Annotated in this window: 22 protein-coding genes, 1 tRNA gene and 1 pseudogene; 11 read left to right on the top strand and 13 right to left on the bottom strand. The window is 62.7% G+C overall.

What is annotated here, in order from left to right; translation table 11 throughout:
- Nucleotides 1-8: 8 nt before the first annotated feature.
- The 3 genes and pseudogenes from M2332_RS13855 to M2332_RS13845 form a co-directional block, all read right to left on the bottom strand.
- A complete protein-coding gene (locus M2332_RS13855; RefSeq protein WP_181558783.1) occupies nt 9-515 on the bottom strand; it encodes a flavin reductase family protein in 507 nt (168 codons plus the stop codon).
- 28 nt (nt 516-543) lie between these two features.
- Nucleotides 544-1,197, bottom strand: a pseudogene (gene ribB / locus M2332_RS13850) (3,4-dihydroxy-2-butanone-4-phosphate synthase); the annotation flags it as partial.
- The gene (locus M2332_RS13845; RefSeq protein ID WP_264574513.1) at nt 1,190-2,956 is read right to left on the bottom strand and encodes a CocE/NonD family hydrolase; all 1,767 of its coding nucleotides are present in this window, start codon (nt 2,954-2,956) and stop codon (nt 1,190-1,192) included. The pseudogene ribB and the gene M2332_RS13845, both read right to left, overlap by 8 nt.
- Nucleotides 2,957-3,012: 56 nt before the next feature.
- Between M2332_RS13845 and M2332_RS13840 the strand changes: the two genes are divergently transcribed.
- The 3 genes from M2332_RS13840 (at nt 3,013) to M2332_RS13830 (ending at nt 5,806) form a co-directional block, all read left to right on the top strand.
- Complete coding sequence (locus M2332_RS13840; protein WP_264574512.1) at nt 3,013-3,861, top strand: TetR/AcrR family transcriptional regulator; 849 nt, start codon at nt 3,013-3,015, stop codon at nt 3,859-3,861.
- Between the two features lie 183 nt (nt 3,862-4,044).
- Nucleotides 4,045-5,049 (top strand): Rieske 2Fe-2S domain-containing protein, encoded by a 1,005-nt coding sequence (locus tag M2332_RS13835; protein WP_181558779.1) that lies wholly within the window; start codon nt 4,045-4,047, stop codon nt 5,047-5,049.
- 28 nt (nt 5,050-5,077) lie between these two features.
- On the top strand, nt 5,078-5,806 hold the full coding sequence (locus M2332_RS13830; protein WP_264574511.1) for an SDR family oxidoreductase: 729 nt from the start codon (nt 5,078-5,080) through the stop codon (nt 5,804-5,806).
- A 93-nt stretch (nt 5,807-5,899) separates the two neighbouring features.
- Here the strand turns inward: M2332_RS13830 and M2332_RS13825 are convergent, their stop codons facing one another.
- From M2332_RS13825 to M2332_RS13815, 3 genes are all read right to left on the bottom strand, one after another.
- On the bottom strand, nt 5,900-6,892 hold the full coding sequence (locus M2332_RS13825) for an amidohydrolase family protein (RefSeq protein ID WP_264574510.1): 993 nt from the start codon (nt 6,890-6,892) through the stop codon (nt 5,900-5,902).
- Nucleotides 6,889-8,238, bottom strand: coding sequence for an MFS transporter (locus M2332_RS13820; protein ID WP_264574509.1), 1,350 nt, complete (start codon nt 8,236-8,238; stop codon nt 6,889-6,891). Before M2332_RS13820 ends, M2332_RS13825 begins: the two co-directional genes overlap by 4 nt.
- A gap of 90 nt (nt 8,239-8,328) precedes the next feature.
- A complete protein-coding gene (locus tag M2332_RS13815) occupies nt 8,329-9,405 on the bottom strand; it encodes an alpha/beta hydrolase (protein WP_264574508.1) in 1,077 nt (358 codons plus the stop codon).
- Between the two features lie 244 nt (nt 9,406-9,649).
- Between M2332_RS13815 and M2332_RS13810 the strand changes: the two genes are divergently transcribed.
- From M2332_RS13810 to M2332_RS13790, 5 genes are read left to right on the top strand one after another with little or no spacing between them, the layout of a single operon-like run.
- Entirely contained in the window at nt 9,650-11,977 is a 2,328-nt protein-coding gene (locus tag M2332_RS13810; RefSeq protein ID WP_264574507.1) for an FdhF/YdeP family oxidoreductase, read from the top strand.
- Nucleotides 11,974-12,846, top strand: coding sequence for a cytochrome ubiquinol oxidase subunit II (locus tag M2332_RS13805; protein WP_264574506.1), 873 nt, complete (start codon nt 11,974-11,976; stop codon nt 12,844-12,846). The genes M2332_RS13810 and M2332_RS13805 overlap by 4 nt, the downstream gene beginning before the upstream one ends.
- The gene (locus tag M2332_RS13800) at nt 12,843-14,927 is read left to right on the top strand and encodes a cbb3-type cytochrome c oxidase subunit I (RefSeq protein WP_264574505.1); all 2,085 of its coding nucleotides are present in this window, start codon (nt 12,843-12,845) and stop codon (nt 14,925-14,927) included. Before M2332_RS13805 ends, M2332_RS13800 begins: the two co-directional genes overlap by 4 nt.
- A complete protein-coding gene (locus M2332_RS13795; protein WP_264574504.1) occupies nt 14,924-15,550 on the top strand; it encodes a cytochrome c oxidase subunit 3 in 627 nt (208 codons plus the stop codon). Before M2332_RS13800 ends, M2332_RS13795 begins: the two co-directional genes overlap by 4 nt.
- Nucleotides 15,547-15,861, top strand: coding sequence for a cytochrome o ubiquinol/quinol oxidase subunit IV (locus M2332_RS13790; RefSeq protein ID WP_264574503.1), 315 nt, complete (start codon nt 15,547-15,549; stop codon nt 15,859-15,861). The genes M2332_RS13795 and M2332_RS13790 overlap by 4 nt, the downstream gene beginning before the upstream one ends.
- Before the next feature lie 24 nt (nt 15,862-15,885).
- Here the strand turns inward: M2332_RS13790 and M2332_RS13785 are convergent, their stop codons facing one another.
- The 7 genes from M2332_RS13785 to M2332_RS13755 all read right to left on the bottom strand — a co-directional run bounded on the left by M2332_RS13785 (nt 15,886) and on the right by M2332_RS13755 (nt 24,359).
- Nucleotides 15,886-16,827, bottom strand: a complete 942-nt coding sequence (locus M2332_RS13785; protein ID WP_264574502.1) for an NAD(P)/FAD-dependent oxidoreductase — start codon at nt 16,825-16,827, stop codon at nt 15,886-15,888.
- Between the two features lie 2 nt (nt 16,828-16,829).
- A complete protein-coding gene (locus M2332_RS13780; RefSeq protein ID WP_264574501.1) occupies nt 16,830-17,459 on the bottom strand; it encodes a hemerythrin domain-containing protein in 630 nt (209 codons plus the stop codon).
- 30 nt (nt 17,460-17,489) lie between these two features.
- Nucleotides 17,490-18,383, bottom strand: a complete 894-nt coding sequence (locus tag M2332_RS13775) for an NAD(P)H-hydrate dehydratase (RefSeq protein ID WP_264574500.1) — start codon at nt 18,381-18,383, stop codon at nt 17,490-17,492.
- A complete protein-coding gene (locus M2332_RS13770) occupies nt 18,380-19,138 on the bottom strand; it encodes a histidine phosphatase family protein (protein WP_264574499.1) in 759 nt (252 codons plus the stop codon). Before M2332_RS13770 ends, M2332_RS13775 begins: the two co-directional genes overlap by 4 nt.
- Nucleotides 19,139-19,429: 291 nt before the next feature.
- Nucleotides 19,430-21,571, bottom strand: coding sequence for a putative bifunctional diguanylate cyclase/phosphodiesterase (locus tag M2332_RS13765; RefSeq protein ID WP_264574498.1), 2,142 nt, complete (start codon nt 21,569-21,571; stop codon nt 19,430-19,432).
- A gap of 476 nt (nt 21,572-22,047) precedes the next feature.
- Nucleotides 22,048-24,036, bottom strand: coding sequence for a BCCT family transporter (locus M2332_RS13760; RefSeq protein WP_264574497.1), 1,989 nt, complete (start codon nt 24,034-24,036; stop codon nt 22,048-22,050).
- Nucleotides 24,037-24,285: 249 nt separating this feature from the next.
- Nucleotides 24,286-24,359 (bottom strand) — tRNA-Gly (locus M2332_RS13755).
- A 179-nt stretch (nt 24,360-24,538) separates the two neighbouring features.
- On the opposite strand from M2332_RS13755, the gene trpD reads away from it, so the two are divergent.
- Genes trpD through moaC form a run of 3 tightly spaced genes read left to right on the top strand, consistent with a single transcriptional unit; the run spans nt 24,539 to nt 26,780 of the window.
- On the top strand, nt 24,539-25,531 hold the full coding sequence (trpD, locus tag M2332_RS13750) for an anthranilate phosphoribosyltransferase (RefSeq protein ID WP_264574496.1): 993 nt from the start codon (nt 24,539-24,541) through the stop codon (nt 25,529-25,531).
- Nucleotides 25,528-26,316 (top strand): indole-3-glycerol phosphate synthase TrpC, encoded by a 789-nt coding sequence (gene trpC / locus M2332_RS13745; protein ID WP_264574495.1) that lies wholly within the window; start codon nt 25,528-25,530, stop codon nt 26,314-26,316. Before trpD ends, trpC begins: the two co-directional genes overlap by 4 nt.
- Entirely contained in the window at nt 26,313-26,780 is a 468-nt protein-coding gene (gene moaC, locus M2332_RS13740) for a cyclic pyranopterin monophosphate synthase MoaC (protein ID WP_264574494.1), read from the top strand. The genes trpC and moaC overlap by 4 nt, the downstream gene beginning before the upstream one ends.
- Nucleotides 26,781-26,789: the final 9 nt, after the last annotated feature.

The following is a 26,789-nucleotide window of genomic DNA, read 5'->3' as shown; positions in this document are numbered from 1 at the left end:
AAAAACGATCATCCGGCAGTGATAGGGGCGCCCAGGCTGACGTAGGAACCGTTCGCGTACACCAGCGGGCTGACCTCATCAGTGAGGAACACTTCCTCGACACGGCCGATCACAATGTGATGCGTCCCATAGTCCAGAGCCTGCTCGTAGCGACAGAAAAAGCTCGCCTGCGCATCTTCCAACCGGGGACAGCCATCTGCAGCCGTGCCCCACTTGCCCGTGGCGAACCTCTCTTCCCCCCGCGCTTTGCCGGCGCAAGCTGCCGATATGTCGGCATGGTCGCTGTGCAGAATATTCACGCAGAAGTCGGCGCCTTCAGAGAGCGGCAGGTACAAGCTCGCCGAGCGATTGACGCAGATGAGCAGCGATGGTGGATCCATGCTGAGCTCGCTCACCGCGGTCGCGGCCATCGCGTAGCGGGTGCCGTTATGGCGACAGGTGATCACGACGACGGCTTTGGCCAGACGCCGCAGCCCCTCGCGCAAGCTGATGGCCACGGGGGAGAGTTCGGTCATGTCATTTGCTCCGTCACGCTGCCTGACGCTCTGTCTGGCGGCGGTGGATGATAAGGTCTTCGATTGAGCCAATGCAGAGCCCGTGCCGATCGGCGAAGCGGATGAGGTCGGGCAGACGCGCCATTGTGCCATCATCGTTGAGGATCTCGCAGATCACGCCTGCGGGCTTCAGCCCGGCCAGCCTTGCCATGTCGACCGCTGCCTCTGTGTGACCAGGTCGCGTGAGGACGCCACCGGGCTGCGCTACGAGCGGAAAGATATGGCCTGGCGAGACGAGGTCGGGCGGCCCGCACTTGTCGTCGATCGCCACGGCGATGGTCCGCGCGTGGTCATGGGCTGAGATGCCGGTCGTCACGCCCTCGGCAGCTTCGATCGACACCGTGAAAGCCGTGCCGTGCGGCGCGTTGTTTGTTGCGACCATTGGCTGCAGATCCAGATCCTCCGCGCGAGCCGCAGTGAGGGCGAGGCAAATCAAACCGCGGCCATAACGGGCCATGAAGTTGATTTCCGCGGCCGTTGCGAATTCGGCCGCAATAACGAGATCACCTTCATTCTCTCGGTCTTCCGAATCCACGAGGATGATAGGCCTGCCCGCACGAAGCGCGCCAACCAGCTCACGGATGGGCGAGAGCAGGGACAGCGGTCCGTCCACGACCGGACGTTGATATTCTGTCTCAAGCATCGCGCAGGGCCACGACCGGGATCAGCAGGTGGGAGTCATGCTCGCCCCCGGTGTGGATGTGGTGCATGCCTCGATTGACCGTGTCTTCGTGCCGCATGTAGAGCATCGGCTTGGGATACTGGTAAATGTCCCGCCCCTTGATCCTGATCCGCAGCACGTCGCCGGCCCTGAAGAGCGTGCCGGAGGGCAGGATCTCGATCTGCGCTTCGACAATCTCTCCCGGCGTGACCTTCCACTCGGAGGTGCTGGTGAGCACGGGTTGAAATTCGGTCGAGCCTTCGGCGTCCAGTTCACGCCGCGAGAGGCGCAACCAGCCATAGGCGGCAGCGCCGTCCTCGAATACAGCCCAATGGATGAAGCCCACCTTCTCGCCATCTTCGACCTTTTCGACCGCGACAAATACGTCCATGTCATCGGCGTCTTCCGTCGAGACAATGAGCTTGAGCTTCATATGCCCGACGAGCGTGCAGTCTTCCTCGAACCGACAGTCGAACGTCACCTCTGCCGCGTCATCGAGCGGATCATAGCTCGCAATTGCTTCGGCCGGGGCTGGCTTGTCGCTCATGTGTCCGGTCGCTGCGTCGAGATACAACCGACGGTATTGGGTGTTCTCCACGGGCCATTGCTCTGACTGCTTCATGATTGCCGAGCCAGCCCTGTCGCGCACGTGTAGCCTGACCGGCGGCCAAGTGCCCATGTCGTTCGATACGCCCTTCAGGATATGGTCGAAGAATGCTGTCTGGCGCGCGATGGACGTGGGTTCGTAATAATAGCCCCATTTCTTGCTACCATGAACCTCGAGCCACTTGCGCGAAGATGCGATTTTCTTGAAGCCTTCGAGGGTGCCACGCGTATGCACGCCGTGGTCGCTCCAGCTCGCGACCACATAGGCCGGGACGTCGATCCGGCTAAAATCGGGCACCTTCGATTGCCAGTACTCGTCGAAGAACGGATGCTCGGCGGTCAACGCCCAGAGATCCTCCACCATGGCATCCGAGGCGCCCCAACGCACCTGGATGTGCGGCCAGAAATGCGTCTCTGGGATGCCTCCGTGGCGCACGATCTCGTTGAAGGTGTCCGACCAGCCCTCCCAAGGATTGATCGCCGCCAGATGGGGCGGGTTAAGTGCGGCCACGTTCCACTGCGACGAGGAGAGGTAAGATACGCCTGACAGGCCTACGCGCCCGTTGCTCCATGGCTGCGTGCCAGCCCATTCGATGAGATCATAATGAGCCTCGCCTTCCTTGCGCGAGAAATAGCTTGCTGTGGTTTCCGCATACCAAGTTCCTGGGATATCGGCCGTAATCACCGCATAGCCCTGGCCGGTCCAGTAGACGGGATCGGGGGCCTCGAAAATGGTGAGGTCCGACTGCCACTCCGCCTTCACGCCGGATGTCGGATAGAGCGTCGCAAGCGGCGCCGGGTCGTGCTTGCCATAGGGGGTCCAGGCGACCAGAACAGGGATCGGCCCCGTCAGGTCCGCTGGCAGAAAGAGGTCGATCCAGAGCGGCTTGCCTTCCCGGGTCGGCACCGCAATGTCCCGCTCGATGCGGATGCGATCGCGGAAGGAAAGCTCGTGCTGGCGGGGGCGCCCTCCACGAAATTGCGGCGTATTGGGCGGCCGCCTCAGTCTTTCCCGATAATCGCCCATCCTCTCGCTCTCCACTGACCAATTGGCATGCGCCTCATAACCGGGGCTGGGATTAATTTCAATACGATTAGAATTTATTCTGAGCGTGATGTAGGCCGCCGCTCCCATCCTGCCGGCCTTTCGCGTAAACCGCGCGTCCGTAGAAAATGACAAGGGGACCGGCTATGGCTATGAACGCCCCGTATCGCGGGATGTCGGCCGGACTAACTGGTTGGCGTGCAAGCGGATTATGCGCAGGCAGAGTTTTCAAGGTGTCGGATAAATCCGATGCCCTTTCCAGGGTGGTTAAGATGGGCCGGAAGAAGGCGGAGAGCCAAAACAGCAGCGAGGGTGCCGAAACGAAGGGCGCGCGACCGGCCAAAAAGCGCTCGATCGGCCGTCCATCCGGGCAGCGTGGTATCGGCAAGAAGCTGTTGATCGACAAGACTGTCGAACTCCTGCGCCATGTGCCGCCCGAAAAGCTGTCCCTGTCCATGGCGGCGCGCAATGCCGGGGTACACCTCACCCTTTTCAAATATTATTTCACCGACCGAACCCGGTTGCTGGTCGACGTCGCGCGAACCCTGGCCGTCTCTTTGGGCGACGGCCTCGCCCAGACCGAAGCGGGATCCCTGCCGGCCGTGGAGCGGATAAAGATCAGAATCGACACGATGGTCGACTTCTTTTTCGTCAATCCTTTCTATCACCGGCTCATGACCGAGATTATCGCCGACGAGACCGATCCGCTCGCGGCTGAGCTGATCGCTTTGTGGGTGGGGAAGACGCTCGATATCTATCGCGACATTATCGACAAGGGCGTGGCGGAAGGGTCGTTGCGGAACGTCGATCCCTACTTCACATTTTTCGCGATCATGGGGCTGTGCGAGCAATATCAGCACGCATCCCGCTTCGTCGAGCAAGGCAATTTGGCAGCAGGCGGCGCCCCTCATTCCGACGTGGCGGCAGAATATAAGGCCTTCGTCTATCAGCTCATGCTGAGTGGAATTGCGCTCGAGCCCGCCCGCACGGGCTGAGCCTCACGGCAGCATTACTCATCGGTGTTCGACGACGTTCCACCAGTGGGAGCGAGCGATGCCGCTCGTCCTGAGCATGAACATCCGCACGACGGCCGAGGCGGTACATATTTATAGTATCCTATAAAAAACTTTTCTTCTCATTTTGCGCGTGATAGGGAGCCCAAAACCAGGAGAATTGTGATGTCTGTTACGACGGTCGATGAGCAAGTGAACGCCTCACGCCAGCGCCCTTTTGCCGGCCAGGAATATGGCCGGGTCCCTGACGGCACCTATCTCAAGAACTGGAATCCGATCATGCTGGCCTCGGAGCTGGTGCAGGGAAAGATCGTCGGGAAGGATTTTCTCGGGACGCGCATCATCGTCTACCGCAACGAGCAGGGTGAGCCTGTCGTGCAGAGCGCCTACTGCCCCCATGTCGGCGCCGACCTGTCCGGCGGGGAAATAGTCGATGGCAAGGTGCGCTGCCCCTATCATCACTGGAAGTTCGCTGCCGATGGCCGATGCGCTGAAATTCCAGGCGAGACGATTATTCCCGGCGCCGCGAGGATCTACAATTATCCCGCTGCCGAGCGCTGGGGCATGATCTGGGCATTCAACGGAGAAGAGCCGCTCTATCCCCTTCCCGAGATGCCGAACCTTAGGGAAGACGAACTGGTCTACCGCGCGTTTCATAGAGGGCAGCGAGAGATCGAAGGGTGGATTGGCTCCTCGAATCTGGTGGACTTCCAGCATCTGTCCACCGTGCACGGCATCCCCGACCCAAACCCAGTGAGCGTGGTGTTCGAGGACTATCTCATTACCGTCCGGCAGGAATCCGTGACGCGCATCGCCGACACGCAGCTATGGGGCGCAACCTGGCTTACCGCGCATATGCAGTTTCCCAATGGCAGCGAGCGCTTGTTCATGGCAGGGAGTTCGCAGGTTGCGCCCGGCTGGTCCGACGCCTTCTTCGTCGTCGCCATGCGTCGGTCCGATGCGGAGAAGATGGGCGACCAGGCCGCGCAGGAAGAGTTGGATAACCGCATCGCCTATATGCACAAGCTATATGCGGAGGATGAGCCGATCCTCTTCAAGCTCCGTTTCCGGGGCTATGGCAAAAGCGCGCTCCTGAGGGCCGACAAATATTTCGGCCAGTTTCTCCAGTATCTTGAGAAATATCCCCGCTCCGCGCCCTTCGACGTCTGAGGACCGATCTGTAAAAAAGGGATGAGGAATGACTGAGGCTGGACGGGTTGCACTTGTGACCGGGGCAACCCAGGGCATCGGGTTCGAGATTGCCAGAGGCCTGGCAGAGCACGGCATGCGGGTGGTGATCGGCGCCCGCGATCCTGCGAGCGGGCAAAAGGCTGCCGAGGCCCTGTGCGATCAGGGCCTGGATGCCCATTATGTGATCATCGACGTGACCGATCGTGCATCGGTTCAGGCTGCGGCTGCGGTGCTAGCAGACCGCTTCAAGCGGCTCGACGTCCTGGTCAACAATGCCGGCATTTCCCTGGACAAGCACAGCCTGCCAAGCACCGCCGATCTCGACGAAATGCGCAGGGTGTACGAAACCAATGTCTTCGGCGTGGTGGCGGTCATCCAGGCGATGCTGCCGCTCCTCCGCCAATCGGACCGTGGCCGCATCGTCAACATGTCGACGGGCCTTGGCTCCCTTGCGCTGACCCGCGGGCCGGATGGGCCGATGGCGTTCAGTCGCCTCCTCGCCTACAACAGTTCAAAGACGGCCCTCAATGCCGTGACCGTGCAATTCGCGAACGAACTTGCCGGGACGCCGATCAAGATCAACGCGGCCAATCCGGGCCTATGCGCCACAGAGCTTTCTGGCGGCAAAGGCCAATCGCCGGTGGCGGGGGCGAAAGTCGCCATCTCCCTTGCTCTCCTGGACGCAGACGGGCCAACCGGCGGGCTTTTTGGTGAGGGTGGTCCAGTGCCATGGTAATGGCGCGCTTCCCCTCCCCGCGAAGAGGCGAAGTGCTGCCCCGTTGACCTGGCACGCGCCGGGTCGCATCGCGCATAAGAATGGCAGTGAGGCCTAAATCCCGAAGACGCGCCGCGCGGTTTCGCCAAGCACTGCTGCTCGCTCCGCCGCGCTGAGAAGGCGCGTCGCATCGATCCCATCGGCAACAATGCCGGCATAAGGCCTCGTGGTGTTTCCGTAATCGGACCCCCACATGAGGCGCGACGCCCCGAACACGTCTACGGCGGTACGAAGGAAATTCGCCGTGTCGATGCCTGCGCCCGCAAGCGCGTCGACATTCAGGCTGGTCCACTTGAAGGCGATCGTCTCGTGATCCTTCAGGGCCATGTGGGCAGGAAGCAGCCCGTCCTGGCTGCCTGTGCCTCCAGTCCAACCCAAATGTTCGAGGACGACCTGGCAGTCCGGGTAGCGGTCGGCCAGCTCGCGCACCGTCCGGAGGGCCGCCGACCGTGGGTCCATCCGCAGGTAGGTGATGCAGAGCGGGAGCTTTTCAGCCTGTGCCATCTGCCACAATGCCTGCGCGCCCGGTGACTTCAGCCAAGGCAGATCCCCGTCCCCATCGACAAAGCCGGTCAGGCGAATAGCCGAAACGTGCTTCGTCGGCAGGAGCGCCTGAAGCACGCTGCGACTTTGCGCCTGCGCAGGATTCAGGATGATCTCCGTGCGGATGCGGTCCCAATGGGCCTGCGCGACGTCGAGCAGATAGGTGTTATCGGTTTTGTAGGCGCCGCTGTACTGCACCCCGATCCCGGCCCTGATGCCCATCTTTTCCCAGAGGGGAAGCATCTTCTCGGGCGTAACAGGCGCATTGAGGACGCGTGCGCGCATCACCGCTTCCGGCTCACGGGCGTTGCGCATGTCCACCGGATAGTGCGCAAAATCAGCAGAGAAGAAATGGATATGGGCATCGATCATGCCCGCCGTTGCATCGGGCTGCGATGGCTGCAGCCGCGTTCGTGCCAGCGCCGGCCCTGCGACGAGGAGCGGCGGAACAGCTCCCAGCAGCGCCCTGCGCGAGAGGACGGCGGAGCGGCCGGGGGCGCTCATCGCACGCCCTTTGCCGTACGAGCCGACAACGCCGGCCCCGACACGATGACGTGGAAAAGGATCATGGCAATGGCCGTGAGCAGAAGCGGCGAAGCAACGATCATATAGATCCACAAGCCTGGGACCTGTGCCGCGAGCATCACGCCGCCAACGGCGGGACCGATCATGGAGGTTACCCGCCCGATCCCCCCGGCCCACCCGATACCCGTTGACCGCATGGAGGTGGGATAGCTTGAGGCAACAAGGGAATTCAGGCCCGCCTGGACGGCGATGACGAAGAAGCCATAAGCGAAACCCAGGAACCAGCCCAGCGCATGAAAGCTGCTCACGAAGTGGAAGCAGGTCATTGCGACAAATCCCAGCAGCGACATGAGCGCCAGTGACGGAGCAAGACCAAGGCGCTGCATGAGCAGGGTCAGCAGAATCGGCCCGGCGATAGCGCCGAACGCAGACACTGACGACATCCGCGCGGCGGCCCCGGTCTCTACGCCACCGAGAAGATGAAGGAAGCTCGGGAGCCAGGAGGTCAGTGTTGCCACCACGCACAGCGTGCTCCCCATGGCGACCCAGAGGAGCAACGTCATGGGTGCGCGACCGCTTCTGAACAGGCCGATCACCGGCGAGCCCTCATTACGCTCCTCGTTGGACACGAATATCGTGTCAGGCGCGAGTTGCAGGTCGGGAGCGATTTTTCCGAGGATCTGGGCGACGCGCGGATCCCGGGGATTGCGCGTCATCAGATACCGGCAGCTCTCCGGCAAACGAACATAAAGGTAGGGCACCAGCAAGAGAAGTGCGATGCCTCCGCCCCATAAGGCCGACTGCCACGAGTGAAAATGAACGAAACTCGGGCCAACAAGCCCGGCCACAGACGCGCCCAGGCCGTGGCCGATGTAAAGCCAGGTGAGCAACTTGCCGCGGCGGTTCTCCGGCATGAACTCGGTCGCCAGCGCGACAATGTTCGGCATCGTTCCGCCCATGGCTGCGAAGGCCAGAAAGCGCACAAGGGTGAACATTTCAAGCGTCTGGACAGCGGTCGACAGGAGCGTCAGCAGCCCGAAGAAGGTGGCACCGACCAGAATGATATTTCGACGGCCAATGCGATCGGCGAGAACGGGGATGGTGTAGAAGCCCAAGGCCATACCGGCTGCCTGCGCCGAGAACACATAGGCCATGGACGGAATGGGTATATCGAGGTCGCGGGCGATGACGGCCGCGAGGTTCGCAACGATATAGGCGTCATATCCTTCCAGGGCCATGAGGATGCCGCACAGGAGATAGATGGTCCAGCGGTAGCGACCCATCGTTGGGCGCTCGAGAATGCTATCAATCGACTGAACAGCCATGCAGATCCCCTCCGGCCCTCCACATATCGCAGAGCGCTCGCCAATCAGCTAACATCACAAATCGACACGGGCAATATATTCTATATAAATTTAATTATTTGGTCGTTTGCGCGACACTTCGCCCGCTGGCGTCGCGAGCTTGTGCTTCGCCAGGAAATTTTGAAGCAAATCTGCCACGGCGACATTATTGAGATCGGCAAAGGGGAGGTGCGTGTTGCCCTTGAGGCCCGCATTGGCAAGCTCGAGAATTTCCGCCTTGCCCCCATATTGATTGATGAGCTTTACGAACCGCCGGTTCAGCGGCAGCGCGAGTTGCGGACCGCGCGGTTGCGACAGATTGTCTCCCCAGACAAATTGCATGGGGATCTTTGCCAGTTTCTTGAATGTCTCGAGCGGCACGTAGACCGGGCCGTAGGGGCCTGGGGGCGAACCGTCATTCTCGCTCTCCGGTAGAACGAAGCCGACATTTTCGTAGGCGACGATCGCCTTCACGCGGTCGCTCTCAATCGCCGTGAGGAGAGCCCGGAGGCCGCCCGCCGAATTCGTGACCATGACCACCGGACCGGTCCGCTCGAGTGCGGCGGCTGCGGCATGCGCCTGCAAGGCGACGTTCTCCATCGTGTCATATTCGGCATAACGGGCCCGGCTAGCCTGCTCCCACGCGCGGGCGTCCGCGGTCGGAAACTGCACCCCGGGGTGCCACTTCATATAGCTGGGGCCAAACCGCCAGGCCGTGAAGGTCTCCTGGTCAGATCCCAAGCGCGGGGCTGACTCCGCCGTTTCACAGGGCAGATTCGCGCGGCCGACGCGGGGGCCATCCCAGAGATAGACCGGGAAATGCCGTCGCAGAAAGATGCTGTCAAAACCTTCACCGCCGTCCCACCGGTTTTTCCAGGCGGCGACGCTGGAGCTATGCCAAAAGAAGAGGCCAGTAGGGCCCGCATTCGCCGGGATTTGGTACTCCACATAGCCGTGATCACAGACAGTGGACTTGACGGCTGGGTCCCCGGCCCGTGTTCCTCCGGCTGCGAAGGAGCCTTGTCGCTCGATCATCAGCGGCGGCGGCCCCGCGTCCCTCGCGAGCGACGCGGATGGTCCCGTAATGACGAGTACCGCGACGAGGAGGCACCGCGCGACCTGACCGGGAAACATGTGATTGCGAGTCATCAACCTCTCCAAAGAGTTGACACCTGGAAGGTAAGCTTCATGCTCCAGCACAGACGCCATTCTCTCAACGTCTATATTATAATACTCTATAAATAATGGCAAGCAAACCTGCTTGTGCGCCTTCAGCGCATCAGCCGTGCCCCACCCATCGCTGAGTACGCCACCCTTCTCGACTTTCCCCAAACAGATCGGATCGCTCGCCGGTCCGAAGCGTTATGCTGCAAATGGCACGGGAGCGGGCACGATGGCGCATGAAGATGACCCCACGACGCAGGACGAGGACACCGTCCATTACGGCGGCCCCTCCGGCGGCTTTGGTTCGCTGAGCGGCGTCGCGCGCATCTTCGGCAAGGAGTGGGCAACGCCCATGGCGCTGGAGACATTGCGGCGCCAGAACAAGCCCGGCGGCTTCATGTGCGTCTCCTGCGCCTGGACCAAGCCGGAGCATCCCCACCCTGCCGAATTCTGCGAAAATGGCGCCAAGGCGACGCTGTGGGAGCTGACCACGCGCAGCTGCACACCGGACTTCTTCGCCAAGCACACGGTGACCGAATTACAGGCTTGGCAGGACTATGACCTTGAGCAGACCGGCCGGCTCACGCACCCTATGCGCTATGATCGGGCCAGCGATCGCTATATGCCGGTCAGCTGGGACGAGGCCTTCGCGGGCATCGGCGCTGAACTCAAGGCGCTCGATCCCAAGTCCACCGTCTTCTACGCCTCAGGCCGCGCCAGCCTGGAAACCTCTTATCTCTATGCCCTGTTCGCGCGGCTCTATGGCCACAACAATCTGCCCGACAGCTCCAACATGTGCCACGAAACGACCTCGGTCGGCCTGAAGAAAGTGACGGGGTCGCCGGTCGGCACCTGTCAGCTGAAAGATTTCGACCATTGCGACGCGATCTTCTTCTTTGGCCAAAATACCGGCACCAACAGCCCGCGTTTTCTCCATACGCTCAAGTCTGCGGTGGAGCGCGGCTGCAAGATCGTGACCTTCAATCCCGTCCGCGAGAAGGGGTTGATCGAGTTCGTCGATCCGCAGAACCCCGTTCAGATGGTGACGCAGAAGCGGACCGAGATTTCCTGCCTCTATTATCAGGTGAGGCCGGGCGGAGACATCGCCGCGATCATGGGGATGATCAAGCATGTCCTCGCGGACGAAGACCGCCAATGGGCCGAGCAAAAGCAGCATTTGCTGGATACGGACTTCATCGCACAGCACACGCATGGCTTCGAAGCCATGGTCGAGAAGGTCCGCGCGACCTCCTGGGCTGAGATCGAACAGGAGTCCGGCCTCAGCCGGTTTCATCTCGAAACGGCCGGGCAGATCTATTGCGACGCCAAGAAAGTCATCGGCATCTATGGCATGGGCGTCACCCAGCATGTCCATGGCTCGCAGACCATCGGCATGCTGGTCAACCTGCTGCTGCTGCGCGGGCATATCGGCGTCGAGGGGGCGGGCATCTCTCCAGTGCGCGGTCATTCGAACGTGCAGGGCCAGCGGACCGTCGGCATTTCGGAGAAGCCCGAACTCGTGCCGCTTGATCGGCTGAAAGAGCTGTTCGGCTTCGATCCGCCGACCGAGAAGGGCGTCAACACCGTCGAGGCCTGCGAGGGCATCATCGATGGCAGCATTCGCGCCTTCATCGGCCTGGGCGGCAATTTCGTCCGCGCCATCCCGGAGCGGGAGAAGATGGAGGCCGCGTGGACCAACATGCGGCTCACCGTCCAGATCGCCACCAAGCTCAACCGCAGCCATCTGATCAACGGCGAGGTCGCCTATCTCCTGCCCTGCCTCGGCCGCTCGGAGGAGGACATGCAGGCCGGCGGACCGCAGACCGTGACGATGGAGGATTCCCTCTCGATGATCCACGGCTCGGTCGGCAAGCGCAAGCCGGCGAGCGAGCATCTTCTCTCCGAACTCGCCATTGTGGCCGGCATGGCCAAGGCGACGCTGCCTGCGCGGCCAGCCGTCAAATGGGATGACTGGGTCGGCCATTACGGCCAGGTGCGCAACCTCATCGAGGCGACCTATCCGGACAAGTTCGCGGACTTCAACCAGCGCCTGTTCACGCCGGGCGGCTTCTTCAAGGGCAACAAGGCCCGCGAGCGGATCTGGCAGACGGAGAGCGGCAAGGCCGAGTTCACGACGCCGACGAGCCTCACCGCCATGGGCGTGCCCGATAAGGCGGGCCGCTACCGGCTCATCACCATGCGTTCGAACGATCAGTTCAACACAACGATCTATGGCTTCTCCGATCGCCTGCGCGGGATCGAGGGCACGCGCGACGTGCTGCTGATGAGCCCGCGCGACATTGAGGCAGCCGGGCTTGAGCCCGGGCAGGTCGTGGGCCTCGCCAGCGATGCGGACGATGGCATTGACCGGCAGGTGGGTGGGCTCACCGTGACCCCCTTCGATCTGCCGGAGGGCTGCGTCGGCGCTTATTATCCGGAGATGAACCCGCTCATCCCGCTCTGGTATCATGACAAAGCCTCCAAGACGCCGGCCGCCAAGGGTGTGCCGGTGCGGATCGTGGCGCAGTCGGCCACCGGAGGGGGACAGGCGGGATGAAGCGCAGTGGCGAAGGCGCTCGGGCGGTTCGCCCGGGCGCCGCGCTGCTCGGCCTGCCGCTGCTGCTCGGCGGATGCGAGGCACTGAAGCTCGGCGTGGTCAACCATGCCGGCCCTGTGGCGGCGGACCAGTGGCACCTTTTTCTTCAGCTTGCCATCGTGCTCATCTTCGTAGCGGGGCCCGTTTTCATCCTCGTCCCCCTCTTCGCCTGGCACTATCGCCTCTCCAACCGGGATGACGCCTATCGGCCCAATTGGGGATTTTCCTGGCCGCTCGAGCTGCTCATCTGGATCCCGCCGACCGCCATCGTCATCGGGCTCGGCGTCCTCCTGTGGAATGCGACGCACCGGCTCGACCCATACCGCTCGCTCGCGTCCAGCCAGCCGCCCCTGGAGGTGCAGGTGGTGGCGCTCGATTGGAAATGGCTCTTCATCTACCCCGAGGAGGGCATCGCGACTGTCAATCGGCTGGCCATCCCTGTGGGCCGGCCCGTCCATCTCAGCCTGACCAGCGGGACGGTGATGCAATCGCTACTGATCCCGCAGCTTGCCGGGCAAATCTATGCCATGGCCGGCATGCGCACGCAGTTGCATCTGGCCGCCAGTCGGGCCGGCGTCTTCCGCGGCCAGAACACGCAGTTCAACGGGAAAGGCTTTCAGAACCAGAAGTTCGACGTCGTGGCGCTGCCGCCGGCCGACTATCGCCGCTGGCTGGGCCAGGTGCGCGCCGTCCGCAGGCCGCTCGACGACAAGGCGCTGGCGGCGATCACCGCCCGCTCCATCGCCCCGCAACCCGCCTTGTTCTCATCCGTCCCGCCAGGCCTGTTCGAGCATATGATGATGTCGAGCACACAGGGGCAGGCCCATTGAGCGCGCCGCTGCTGCCGGCGCTGCTGGGGCGGTTCACTTGGGATGCGCTGCCCTTCGTGCGTGCTTGGGAAAATCCCAATGCGAATGAACTGATCGCTGCCGGAGCCGGAGCCATGGTGGTGGCCGGCGCGCTCTTCATGGTCGTGTTGATCACCCGCCTCGGCCGGTGGCGCTGGCTCTGGACGGAATGGCTCACCAGCCTCGATCACAAGAAGATCGGGATCATGTACATCGTGATCGCCCTGATCATGCTGGCGCGCGCGCTGATCGAGGCCAATCTGATGCGGTTGCAGCAGGCGGTGGCAATCGGCAATCCCGGCCTGGTTGCGCCCGAGCATTTTGCCGAGCTGTTCAGCACCCATGGCTCGATCATGATCTTCTTCATGGCGATGCCCTTCCTCACCGGGCTGATCAACTATCTGGTGCCGCTGCAGATCGGCGCGCGCGATGTCGCTTATCCGCTGCTCAACGCCATCGGCCTCTGGCTCACTGCGGCCGGCGCGGGGCTGATGATGGCGTCGCTGGTGATCGGCCGCTTCTCCACCGGCGGCTGGAGCGGCTATCCGCCGTTCACGGAGATCGGCTTCAATCCCGGCGTCGGGCCGGATTATTGGATCTGGGCCATCACTTTGGGCTCGATTGCCTCTACCCTGGCCGGCATCAACATCGCGGTCACCATCTACAAGATGCGCTGCCCGGGCATGACATTGATGCGGATGCCGCTGTTCGCCTGGACCAGCCTGTGCACCGCCATATTGATGATCTTCGCGATGCCGCCGCTGACGGTGGCGACGGTGCTGCTGGCGCTCGACCGCTATCTCGACTTCCACTTCTTCACCAACGCCCTTGGCGGCAACATGATGCATTATGCCAACCTGTTCTGGATGTTCGGCCATCCAGAGGTCTACATCGTCATCCTGCCGGCCTTCGGCATCTATTCCGAAGTGGTCTCCACCTTCTCCTCGAAGGAGCTGTACGGCTACAACTCGCTGGTGATCGCCACGATGGCGATTGCGGTGCTTTCCTTCACCGTCTGGCTGCATCATTTCTTCACCATGGGGCAGAGCCCGAGCCTGAACGCCGTGTTCGGCATCGCGACGATGGCGATCGGCGTGCCGACGGGGGTCAAGATCTACAACTGGATCTGGACGATGTTCCGCGGCGAAGTGCGCTTCACCACGCCCATGTGCTATGCGCTCGCCTTCATGATGACCTTCGTGCTCGGAGGGCTCACCGGCATCATCCTCGCCTTCCCGCCTCTCGATTACATCGTGCACAACACGCTGTTCCTCGTGGCGCATTTCCACAATATGCTGATTCCGGGCACGCTCTACGGCCTGCTCGCCGCCTATACCTTCTGGTTCCCCAAGGCGTTCGGCTTTCGGCTCGATGAGCGGTGGGGCAAGATATCCTGCGCCTGCTGGGTGATCGGCTTCTATCTCGCCTTCATGCCGCTTTACGTGCTGGGCGCTGCAGGCATGGCGCGCCGCACCCCCGCGGTGATGGAGACCGCCTACCGGCCCTGGCTCTATGCGGCGGAAGTCGGCGCGCTGGTGCTGTTCTGCGGCTTCGTGGCGCTGCTTGTCCAGCTCTGGGTGAGCCTGCGCAACCGCGCCGCCACCCGCGTCTTCGCAGGCGATCCCTGGGATGGGCGGGCGCTCGAATGGTCGATCGCGGCGCCGCCCCCCGCGTATAATTTCGCCCGGCTGCCGCAGGTCGACCAGCGCCACTGGTTCTTCGACGCCAAGCGCAACGGTACGCCTTATGTCAGGCCAGCCCATTACGAAGACATCGAGATGCCGAAAAACAGCGCCGTCGCGCCAATCATCGGGATGGCAAGCGCGGCAGCCGGCTTTGCCCTTGTCTGGCATATGTGGTGGCTGGCGATCCTTGGCCTGCTTGCGGTCGTTGCGACGGTGATCGCGCGCAGCTTCGCCCGCGACACGCACCGGCTGATCCCGGCCAGCGCGGTCGAACGGACGGAGCGGGCCTGGCTCGACGCGGTGGCGCGGGCGCGGCCCATCCCCCGCGAGATGGAGACGACCCCGGGGAATGCGGGCCTGGCCGAGGTGCACCCATGACCGCCGGTGAGACGAAACATCCCGGCCTCAATCTGGGCAGCACCGACGCGCAAGCCCATGAGGCGGCGGGCTCTGCCCTGTTCGGCTTCTGGGTGTTCCTGATGAGCGACGCCGTGATCTTCGCGCTGCTCTTCGCCACCTATGGCGTCATGCTCCCCGCAACCGCCGGCGGCCCAACTCCGGCAAGCGAATATAAGATCGGCCCGACCTTCCTTGAAACGCTGGTGCTGCTGACCAGCAGTCTCACCTACGGCCTGGCCTCGATCGCGATGAAGCATGGGGCGGCGCAGGCGCGCATCCAGACTTGGCTGGGGCTGACACTTGCCTTGGGGCTGCTCTTCCTGGGGCTGGAATTGCACGATTTTGCAACCATGATTGCCCATGGCGCCACGCCGATGCGCAGCGGCTTCCTCTCGGCCTTTTTCGCGCTGGTGCCCCTGCACGGCCTGCATGTGCTCGCCGGCAGCCTGTGGATTGTCGTGATGATGGCGCAGTTGCGGATCATCGGCCTTGATGCGCGCGTGAAGATCAACCTCCTGCGGCTCGGCCTGTTCTGGCACTTCCTCGACATCATATGGATCGCGATCTTCTCGACCGTCTATCTACCGGGGCTGATCCCATGAGTGAACGCCGAGACGATCCTCGCCGGGAGGCGCGCGGCTATGTGCTGGGCTATGCCGCCGCGCTCTTGCTGACCAGCGTCGCCTTTGCGCTCGTGCGCTGGCCGGTGCTCGGCAGCACCGCCACCTATGCGCTCGTGCTGGCCTTGGCGCTCATCCAGATTGTCGTGCAGTTTCGCTGCTTCCTCCACATCGGCCTCAAGCGCTCGACGCGTGACGACCTCCAGCTCATCCTCTTCTCCAGCCTGATCATCGCGCTCATGGTCGGCGGCACGCTGGTGATCCTGTTCAATCTGCGGATGCGGATGATGTGAGCGGGCGGTCGTTGCGGCGCCAACCTAGCGACGGATGGGCGCCACCTTGGCCAGATCGTTCCGGATCGTGGTCGCGGCGACGCCGCCCTCCCCCATCGCGTGGCTGATCTGGTCGAGGCCGAGGACGACATCGCCAGCGGCATAAAGCCCGGGGATGTCTGTGCGCTGATGGGCGTCGACCATCAGACACCCCTCGGATGTGCGACTTGCGCCGAGCATCCCGGCAAGCTCCGAGCGGATGTCAGAACCCAGCGCCGGATACAGCGTGTCGAAGCGGCGCGTCTCGCTCTCGATGCCGAGCGCGATCTGGTCTTCCACCAAGCTGATGGACGTACATTGTCCGGCGATCCCAATGCCCGCTGCCTTCAACGCAGCGTATTGCGCCGGTTCCAGACTATGGCCCCCATCAGGCGCGACCAGCGTGATATCGGCGGAATAGCCGCGAAGGAACATGGCTTCATTATAGCCGCGCTCGCCCGTTCCGAGCACCGCGATCGCCTTGTCCGTGACTTCATAGCCATCGCAGATCGGACAATAGCGGAGCCGACCGGTCGCAAGCGCGCGATCGTGGCATAGATCGTCCATCATGGTGGGGCGGCGATTGACCACGCCGGTGGCGAGCAGGACGGTCCGCGCAGCGAGACTTCGGCCGCCCGCGTGCGTGATGAACTGGCTGCCATCATGCGCCAGGCTCTCGACGGTCCCGCCCTGCAGGCACGCGCCGTAGAGGGTCGCCTGTCCACGCATTCGCGCAAGCAAATCGACGCCGGAGATGCCCTCCGGAAAGCCGGCATGATTGCGGGTGAGCGGGATCAGCGCAGCCCGGCTCTGTCCGCCGTCTATGACGCAGACCGTCAGATGAAAGCGTGCGAGATAGATCGCGGCGGTCAGCCCCGCAGGGCCGCCGCCGACGATCAGACAGTCCAGCCGTTCGGCCGAGGGGTCGGCCGGCTCCTGGACGGCCATGCTTATTTGCTGGCCTGCGCCATCAACTCGGCCTTGCGGGCCGCCAGCTCTGCGCCCAGGGCCTTGAGGTCGAGTTCGCTCTCGCGGCTTTCAGCAAACATCTCCTGCTCCTCTTCCTCGACATGATGCTCAACATATTCGCCGAGCACCGTCACTTTGGCGTCGAACAGGCGGTCACCCGCCTTCATGGCCTGGATCTCAGCGATGAGTTGCTTGGCGCTGGCATGTTCCACTTCGGCCTCGTCGAGCAGGTCACCATCGTCGATGGCCTCGCGCGCGGCGGGATAGAAGATTTCTTCTTCGATCTGCGCATGAACCGTCAGAGCGAGGCAGATCTTGTCAGCCAGCGCCTGCTTCTCGGCATCGTCTTCGAGATCAGCATATTGGTCGAAAAAGCCCTTCACCTCCTTGTGGTCGTCCTTGAGCAATTTGATCGCGTCGGCGGGCTTTGCCGCCGCCCGCTGGGTCTTGCGCGCCGTCTTCGAGGCGGGCTTCTTCGATGCGGGTTTCGCTTTGGGCTTTGCGGCAGTCTTGGTCGTGGCCATGTCGTTTCTCCATCCTGGGGGCGCAGGCGCGCGCCCCTTCGCAGAACAACCACCGAACGACGCCGCGGACCCCGCCGCGCCGCCCATATTAACCTTTGGCAATACGATTACCGTCGCTCATCGCTCCGGTTCCAGGCTAGCGATCAGCCCGGGAATGACCGGCAGAAGATCGCGCGCGAGAAATCCGACTTCGGCAATCTGGTTGGCAACGCCGGCGCCCGCCGCGCCATGGACGAAGACACCCCAGGCCGCCGCTCGCAAAGGATCGGCGCCGCGCGCGGCAAGGCCGCCGATCAGACCAGCCAACACATCGCCCGACCCGCCCGTGGCAAGACCGATGCTGCCGCCCTCGAACAGCAAGGGCTCATCCTCCCGCGGCGACGCGATCAGGGTTTCGGCGCTTTTGAGGACGACCACGGCATTGAAGGCGCGCGCGACATGCAGGGCTGCGGCGCGCGGGTCTTTGCGGATCACGTCGATGTCCTGCCCCGTCAAAAAGCTCATTTCCCGATGGTGTGGCGTCAGGATGACCCGCCCCTCATGCGCCGCCACCAGTTTCTCGAGCTTCCGGGCGCAGGTGAGGGCAGCGGCATCGAGGATGATCGTCTGGCCCGGTTTTGGCGTGCCGAGCAGCGCGGCGACAAACTGCTCGGTGCGATCCCCCGCGGACATCCCCGGCCCGAGGATGAGCGTGTCACAGCGCGCGAGGCGTTCCTGCAGCAACGCGACCGCCTCGAGCGCGATCTCGCCATCCTCATCCGCAGGCAGGGCGATCATCGCCGCCTCGGGCACCAGGACGGCGAGCGCCATCGCGGCGGATCGCACGGTCGCCATCTGGAGCTTGCCGGCTCCCGCGCGCAACGCCGCCTCGCCCGTGAGCCTGAGCGCGCCCGGCACGAACTCCGCGCCGCCGACCAGGAGAACCCGGCCCCGCGCGTCCTTATCGCCCAGCGCCGCGATCGGCGGCAGTGGATGGGCTTCGAGCCAGGCGCGGTCGAGGGTCGGCATCATCCGCGCCGCCCCGTGATCGCGTCAGGTTCGCTGGTGACCGGGGTCGCGTGGTTCTGCATCGGCGCTGTCACATTGTAGCGCTGGAGCTTGAGCCCGCCATCCCGGCCCGCCGACGGATCGAACAGATAGTCGGTAATGGCGCAATTGGCCACGTCCCCTTCCCGGTCGATCGCCAAGATGCGTTGTTCATCGAGGCTCTCGATGATGTAGCGCATGCAGAGGACCACCACCTGATGCGTGAAGATCATCACCCGCTTCCCAGCGTAATGAAGCGAGATGGTATCGAGGACCGACCGCAACCGCAGGATGACATCGCACCAGCTCTCGCCCCCGGGCGGGCGGTGATAGAATTTCCCCAGCAGGCGCCGAAATTCGGCCTGATCAGGGAAGATGTTCGCCACGCCGGGCGTGGTGAGCCCGTCAAGAATGCCGAACTCCTTCTCACGCAGGCGCTCGTCAAAGCAGATTGGCTCCTGCCGGTCGGTCCCGCCCGCCTCGCGGAAAAGCTCTGCGGTCTGAAAGGCACGGAGATAGGGAGAAGATAAGAGAATCTGTGGCCGATGCTCGGCCGGCTGCTCGCAGAACCACAGGCCCAACGCGCGCGCCTGCGCCGTACCGAGGTCGCTCAGCGGCACGTCGGCATCCCGCGAGGTCAGCGCGATCCGGTCATGCGCTGCCTCGTGCGCAGCGTCGCGGGCGACATTCCCCGCGCTCTGCCCGTGGCGCACGATAATCAACTGTTCTGGCCAATGCATACTGCCTCCGCTGGTGATCGCGGAACGTTCCTGACGCTTAATTCGATCCCCATGAGCGTGAGGCGCGGACAGCGAGCACCCCGGCGGCACCCGCGATTCAAAGCGCTCCAGTTGTTCGCTTGCGCCCCCTTGCTGTCTAAGCTGGGTGCTGCACTCAACACACCGGTCGGTTGTTGAAGCCGAACCAATGACGGCTCCGAAGGCCAGAAGATTGGGGTTTACACTATCGCTCGGTCGGCAGGAGGGGCCACGCCACCCGCTTCATTCTCGTTCAGCGGCTGCAATCGAGAATCATCTTTTCTGAGTCCCGCGCCTTAGACTGCTTTCTTGGAGTAGCTGGGAGAGTGGCATCGGGCGGCCGAACAGCCAGCCTTGCAGCCAGTGGCATCCTGCGGCCCGGGCGAGGGCCGCTTGATCTTCTGTCTCTACGCCTTCTGCCGTGATCCTAAGACCCAGAGCTTGGGCCAGCGCTACGATGGCTACCAACAAATCGCGACCTGACGCACAACCCATGGCTTCTTTCACGAAGAGCTTATCTATTTTCAGCCGGTCGAATTTGAAGGATTGGAGGTAACCAATACTTGCGAAGCCAGTTCCAAAGTCGTCCAAAGCGAGCCGGATGCCCAAGGTCCGCAGATCGGCCATGATTGCCGCAGCGGCCTGTGGCCGACCCAGCAAATAGCTTTCAGTGATCTCGAGTTCGAGCCGGTCAGCTGGAAAGCCTGTGTCGGCAAGGATTGCGCTGATCTGGTCAGCAAGATGTGCATCCCAAAACTGCGCGGGCGAGAGGTTGACCGAGAGGTCGATGCCGAGAGGCTTGATGTCGATGCAGGCCCTGCGGAGCACCTGCCCTCCCAAGGAGCCGATTAGGCCAGTCATTTCGGCAAGCGGAATGAAGACATCTGGGGGAATTGGACCTTCGGTGGGATGGGTCCATCGCGCCAGGGCTTCAAGCCCAACAATGGCGCCGGATTCCGCTAGAACAATGGGCTGATAGGCCAGTTCAATTCGATTTTCCGCGATTGCAATGCGCAGGTCCTGTTCAAGACGCTTCCGCACGAGATGTTCTTCGTCCAGTTCGAGGGTGAAGTCGCTCCAGCGGTTCTTCCCCCTGGCTTTGGCATTGTACATTGCAACGTCTGCACGGCGCATCAGCTCGTCGATATCGACGAGAGCATCTGAAGAAGACGTCACGACGCCAACGGATATTCCGATGAGAATATTGGCGCCGGCGACCGGAACCGTCGTCTGAAAGGAGGCGATGATGCGTTCGGCGAGCGAACATCCCGGGCCATCGACATCAAGCTGGCACAATATTGCAAACTCGTCGCCGCCCGTGCGAGCAATCAGCGAATGCGCCGGCGCGGCCGCTGCGAGCCGGGATGCCACCTCCCGCAGCAGGGCGTCCCCTGCGCCATGGCCATAAAGATCGTTCACGCCTTTGAAGCCATCTAGGTCCATGTAAAGCAGAACGAAATGATTACCGGTCGCAATCGCCTCGTTGAGCCGACCGAGGAGGACGCGGCGATTAGGAAGCTCCGTTAAAGGATCGTGGTTCGCCAAATGCTGAGTTCTGGCTTGGCTGGCTGTCAATGCTGCAATGGACTGCCCCCCCTGCCGCAGGATAAAAAGCGCAGCGATAACCGCGACGACCATGATGCCGGCAAACCCGGGGATGACCTCGCGACGAAATTGTGTGCCAGGGGTCTCGAACGCGACCTCAACGGATGCAATCTCGTGACCATCCATATCTCGCAGGACTAGCGCGGCGCTCGACGGGGCTGGCCGTGCCAGGTTTAGCGCTAGGGCGGGGAGATGGTGCTTGGCACGGATACTGGCGAGATGGCTCGCATCAAAACGCTCGGCTATGACGAGCAGGTGCCTCTCACCCGCAGGCGCCGACACTTTGTTGGTCAAGGGAACAACGGCAGCAACCGAGTAGACGAAAACCTGACGTTTCTCGCGGGCAAAGCCGCTGACGATTGGCGTGCCACGATCATCCATAGCACGCACTTTTGCCATCGCCGTCTGAATTGACGGACCCAGTATCTCGGCAAGTTTAGATGAGGATCGGTTCCCGTTGCTGAAGGCGTAGCGGGTCCCCCCGTCAGGACCGATGACAAAGACATGGTCATAATTCTGGGTTTTACCGAGGTAAGCCGTGATGTTGTCGTCGATCCACGCCGCGCTGAAGTCGTACGAAATGTGGCGCACTGCGTCGTCCCATTTCGCGTAGTCCTGAAGATCATGCTCCACCATGGAGACGCTTGTCGCGAGGGCAGCTTCCAGCGTCCGCGTCTCGCGTACTGCCTCAAGCCGATCCTGCGCGGAGGTCGTGACTAAAATGAGCCCTAGAATGCTTCCAAAGCACAACCCGAGAAGCAATAGCACAGGCCAGAGATAGCGAGCAGGCACGCGTTGAATGAGTGACATAGGCCTTTGCTGATATGACTGTTTTCAGCACCTTTGGGCCGCAGGTCGTACCAAGACGTTAATAAAGATTCTCCATTCACCGCATTTCGGATGGAGGGATAGCTGACGGCTTTGTCGCGTAAAACGGCCCGTGTCTCAGCAGGACCTCGCTGACAAATTTCCGTCGGAGAAAGTTGGCGAACGGACGACCTCGCTCCCTTAAAGTCTCCCTCATGCGAGCTTGCAAATCGGATGGAATTGTTCTCGGTGCCAGGGAGCCGCTGACACAACCGCGTCTTTCGCACACCCGATGGGGAACCTCCGATCAAACGCGGTCCCACGGGTTAATGTGGCTAGCGGAATGTCGCGCAAGACGGGCTTCTCTGCGCGGAAGCCTCTGACGAGAAGATCGAGGCGAAATGCCTTTTGCGTCTTATGACGACTACATTTCAGACGAGGTCTACCCGTTGCCTTCGTACTGACTGCCGCTCATCGCATCACGACATCCGCCGGCTGTGACGGAAGCGGGAATAGCGATTGAGCAGATCGTTGATCAGTTGCTCGTCGGTATAGCCGGTCACGTCATGAGGCTGCCCTCCGTCGGAAGAGTGCGCCACGGCGCGGTAATGAAGGCGCTCTCGCTCCTGGGTCTTTCGCGGTTCGGCCCAGACAAAACTCGCCACACGAAACCCGCGCGCACGGACGGTATAATCGAAGTCGCCGCGCTCGCCATGCGGGATGGTGAGTCCCACATGATCGGCATCCTGCATGAGGCGCGCGGAAATACCGCTGTCTCGCATCTGCGCCGCCACGGCCGCGAGGGCCGGCTGGGCAGTGTCGGCGAGAAATGCGAGCACTTCATCTCGATCGTGAAACCGGGTGATGGTTGCAAGGCGCTGCTGCCATGTGAAGGCGGTTTCTGCGCCCGTGGCGGCGCCCGCAGCAGACAGGTCCATCGCTTCCTGGCTCTCGGTTTGAAGCGCTCGCAACAGGCCGTAGCAAATGAACACCATGACCACAGCGAAGGGCAACGCGCTGGCGATCGCCGCGGTTTGAAGCGCCTGAAGCCCACCGGCGACCAGCAGAACCGCCGCGACACCGCCGGCGCAGACCGCCCAGAAGACGCGCTGCCAGACCGGAGGATCTTTCGCTGCGCCGGACGTGATCATATCCATGACCAACGCACCGGAATCCGCTGACGTTACGAAGAACGTGATGATGAGAAGCGTCGCGATGCCTGAAACAATGGTGGAAAGCGGGAGCTGCTCAAGCGTCTCGAACAAGGCGACCGGGAGGTTGTTAGCGACCGTATCGGCGATGTGGGCTGCGCCGCTCAGATCGAGCGCGATCGCTGTGTTCCCGAATACGGTCATCCAGAGGAAGGTGAACAATGCCGGGACGAGCAGAACGCCGCCAACAAACTGACGGATTGTGCGCCCGCGCGAGATGCGCGCGATGAACATGCCGACAAATGGCGACCATGCGATCCACCAGCCCCAGTAGAACAGCGTCCAGCTACCCAACCACGGATTGGGCTCATAGGCGTACAGACGGAAGGTGCGCTGCACGACCTCGCTGAGATAAGTCCCCACATTCTGGACGAAGGCCTGCAGCAGAAACACCGTCGACCCAGTGACGAGCACGAAGACCAGCAATAGGGCGGCTAGAATGATGTTCAGTTCGGAAAGGCGCTTCACGCCTCGGTCCAGCCCCATGACAACCGACAGCGTCGCCAACCCCGTGATGGCGGCAATCAGGACCAACTGGATGACCGTATTGCTCGGCAGACCGAACAGATAGCTAAAGCCGGCATTCACCTGCAGCACGCCCAGACCGAGCGAAGTCGCCACACCGAACATGGTGCCCAGCACGGCGAAGATGTCGACCGCGTGGCCGATAGGACCATAGATCCGCTCCCCGATCAGCGGGTAGAGCGCCGAGCGGATGGTAAGCGGCAGACCGCGACGAAAGGCGAAATAGGCAAGCGCCAGGCCGACGACGATATAGATTGCCCAGGCGTGCAGCCCCCAGTGGAAGAAGGTAAGGACCATCGCCTGACGGGCGGATTCGATCGTGCGACCTTCGCCGACCGGCGGCAAGGCGTAATGCTGGATGGGCTCGGCGACGCCGAAGAAGATCAGCCCGATCCCCATCCCCGCGCTGAACAGCATCGCGAACCATGAAGGATAGCTGTAGTCCGGCTCGCTGTCGTCGGCCCCAAGTTTTACGTCGCCATAGCGGCTGAACATCAAAAACAGGGCAAACACGAGAAAGCCGGCCACCGATGCGATGTAGAACCAGCCGAAGTCCGCCACGATGAGCGCCTGCGCAGCGGCGAATAGCCGGCCGGCAACATCAGGAGCGATTGCTCCAAACAACACAAAGGCGAGAATGAGGCCGGCCGAGACGAAGAACACGGTAGGATTGATCTCAATCCGGCGCTTTGTCGTGCCTTCCGGCGCATCATCAAACGATGGCTCGCTCACCTCTTCCCCCCATGCAGCCGGAACTCTGTTCAGGAAAGGGAACGAGGCGAAGCGCCGTCGGTTGCATATAGCTCATTCTAACGCCAGCAGTCCGTGCCAGCAGCGTGACCTTAGCGCGCGGTATCTTCTGCACCTGTCCGCTCACAAAGGGAATCAAGAGCGAAGAATGCCGCCCGATTATGAATGATCGCCCAGATCACCGCACGTGCGCAGCCGGCTTGCAACATCGCGATACGAATGAAAAAGGGCTGGAGCGGGTAGCGGGGATCGAACCCGCATCACAAGCTTGGAAGGCTAGTGCTCTACCATTGAGCTATACCCGCTCATCGACCGTCCGCCGACCCTCACCAGCACTCGGCCGGGACGACCGCTCAGTGGCGATGCGCTGGAGCCATTGCCACGACAGGCACGGCAGCGTCAACAGCTTCGCATCGCGATCCTTCGGCGACAGAGCATTGATCGACCCTCGACTTTGCGCGCCGCAGATTGCAAAGGATCGGCAATGAACAGCTTGCCCGATCCTGCCAGCCCTCTCTCGCGGGAGGACGCCGTCCGCGCCTTTGCCGCCATCCTCGATGGCACAGTGGAGGACGAAGCAATCGCCGCCTTTCTGGTCACACTGGCCGAGCGCGGCGAGACGGCCACCGAGATTGCCGCCGCCGCCCGGGAGATGCGTGCGCGCCTCATTCCCGTGCAGGCGCCGGCGGGGGCTATCGACGTGTGCGGCACCGGTGGCGATGGCCATCACACGCTCAACATCTCAACCGCCGTCAGCCTTGTCGTTGCCGCCTGCGGGGCGCCGGTTGCCAAGCATGGCAATCGCGCTGCGTCCTCCAAGGCGGGCGCCGCCGACACGCTCGAGGCGCTGGGGCTGAACCTCAACCGAGCCGCTGAGACAGCCGAGCGCACCTTGGCAGACCTCGGCATCTGCTTCCTTTTCGCGCAGAAGCATCATCCCTCGCTCACGCGGATCGCGCCGATCCGCAAGGCGCTGGGCAGGCGGACCATCTTCAACCTGATGGGGCCGCTTGCGAATCCGGCCGGCGTCACCCGCCAACTCATCGGCATTGCGCGCCCGGCCTATGTGCCGATCTATGCACAGGCGCTGGCCGAGCTGGGCACCGAGCGCGCAATGGTGATTTCCGGCGATGAGGGGCTGGACGAACTCTCCCTCGCCGGCGGAAATGACGTGGCCGATGTGACGAGCGACGGCATCGTTGCGATGCGACGGATCAGCGCCGCCGATGCCGGGCTGCCGACGCACCCTATCGACGCGATCAAGGGCGGCGACCCGGCCTACAATGCCGCGAAACTGCGGGCGCTGCTGCTGGGTGAGGCCGGCCCCTATCGCGATGCCGTGCTCTTCAATGCCGCTGCGGCGTTGATCGTCGCCGGCAAGGCCGAAACGCTGGCCGAAGGGGTCGAGGAAGCCACCGAAGCCCTCGACCGCGGCCTTGCCAATACCCTGCTCGACTGCTGGATCGCCTACGCATGAACAAGCTCGATGAAATCTGCGCCACCAAGCGGGACGAGGTCGCTGCCCGCAAGCAGGCGACGTCACTCGCTGACCTGCAGGCGATGGCCGCCTCCCAAACCCCGCCGCGCGGCTTCCGTCGCGCGCTCGATGCCAAGGTAGTGGCGGGGGGCTATGGCCTCATCGCCGAGGTGAAGAAGGCCTCGCCCTCCAAGGGGCTGATCCGCGCCGACTTCGATCCGCCGGCCCATGCCCGCGCCTATCAGGCGGGCGGCGCGGCCTGCCTCTCGGTGCTGACCGACGCGCCCTATTTTCAGGGCCATGAGGATTATCTCATCGCGGCGCGCGCCGCCGTCTCGCTGCCGGTGATCCGCAAGGACTTCATGGTCGACCCCTGGCAGGTGCTGGAGAGCCGGGCGATCGGCGCCGATGCCGTGCTGATCATCGTCGCAGCCCTCTCCGATGCGCAGATGCAGGAGATCGAGGATGCCGCGCTCGGCCTCGGCATGGATGCGCTGGTGGAGGTGCATGATGCCGCCGAGCTGGAGCGGGCGCTGACGCTGCGCTCGCGGCTGATTGGCGTGAACAACCGCAACCTCAAGGATTTCTCGGTCGATTTCGCCCGCACCTATGAGCTGGTCGGCAGCGCGCCGGAGGGCTGCACCTTCGTCGCGGAGTCCGGTCTTGGCTCGAAGGCGGACCTTGATGCCATGGCGGAGCATGGCGTGCGCTGCTTCCTGGTCGGCGAATCGCTCATGCGGCAGGATGATGTCGAGGCCGCAACGCGCGCGCTGATCGGCGCATGAGCGGCCTCAGCCATACCGACGAGGCCGGCGCCGCGCGCATGGTGGATGTAACGGCCAAGGCCGACACCAGCCGCACGGCGAGCGCCACGGGCCGCATCGACATGAACGCGGAAGCTCGCGCCGCGATTGCGGACGGCACTGCATCCAAGGGCGATGTATTCGCCGCCGCGCGCATCGCCGGCATCATGGCCGCCAAGCGCACCAGCGACATCATTCCGCTCTGTCATCCCCTGCCGCTCACCGGCCTGACCCTGGACCTTGCGCTGGATGCGGGCGGCGCCACCGCAACCGCGACTGTGCGCACATCCGGCAAGACCGGCGTGGAGATGGAAGCGCTGACCGCCGTCTCCGCCGCCCTGCTGACCCTCTACGACATGCTCAAGGCCGTGGATAAGCACATGGTCATGCGCGACATCCACGTGACGGCCAAGGCTGGCGGCAAGTCCGGCGACTGGACCGCCTGAGATCATGGC

It is taken from the genome of Sphingobium sp. B11D3A, assembly GCF_025961695.1.
Lineage (GTDB): Bacteria > Pseudomonadota > Alphaproteobacteria > Sphingomonadales > Sphingomonadaceae > Sphingobium.
This window is presented reverse-complemented; position numbering and strand designations above follow the sequence as displayed.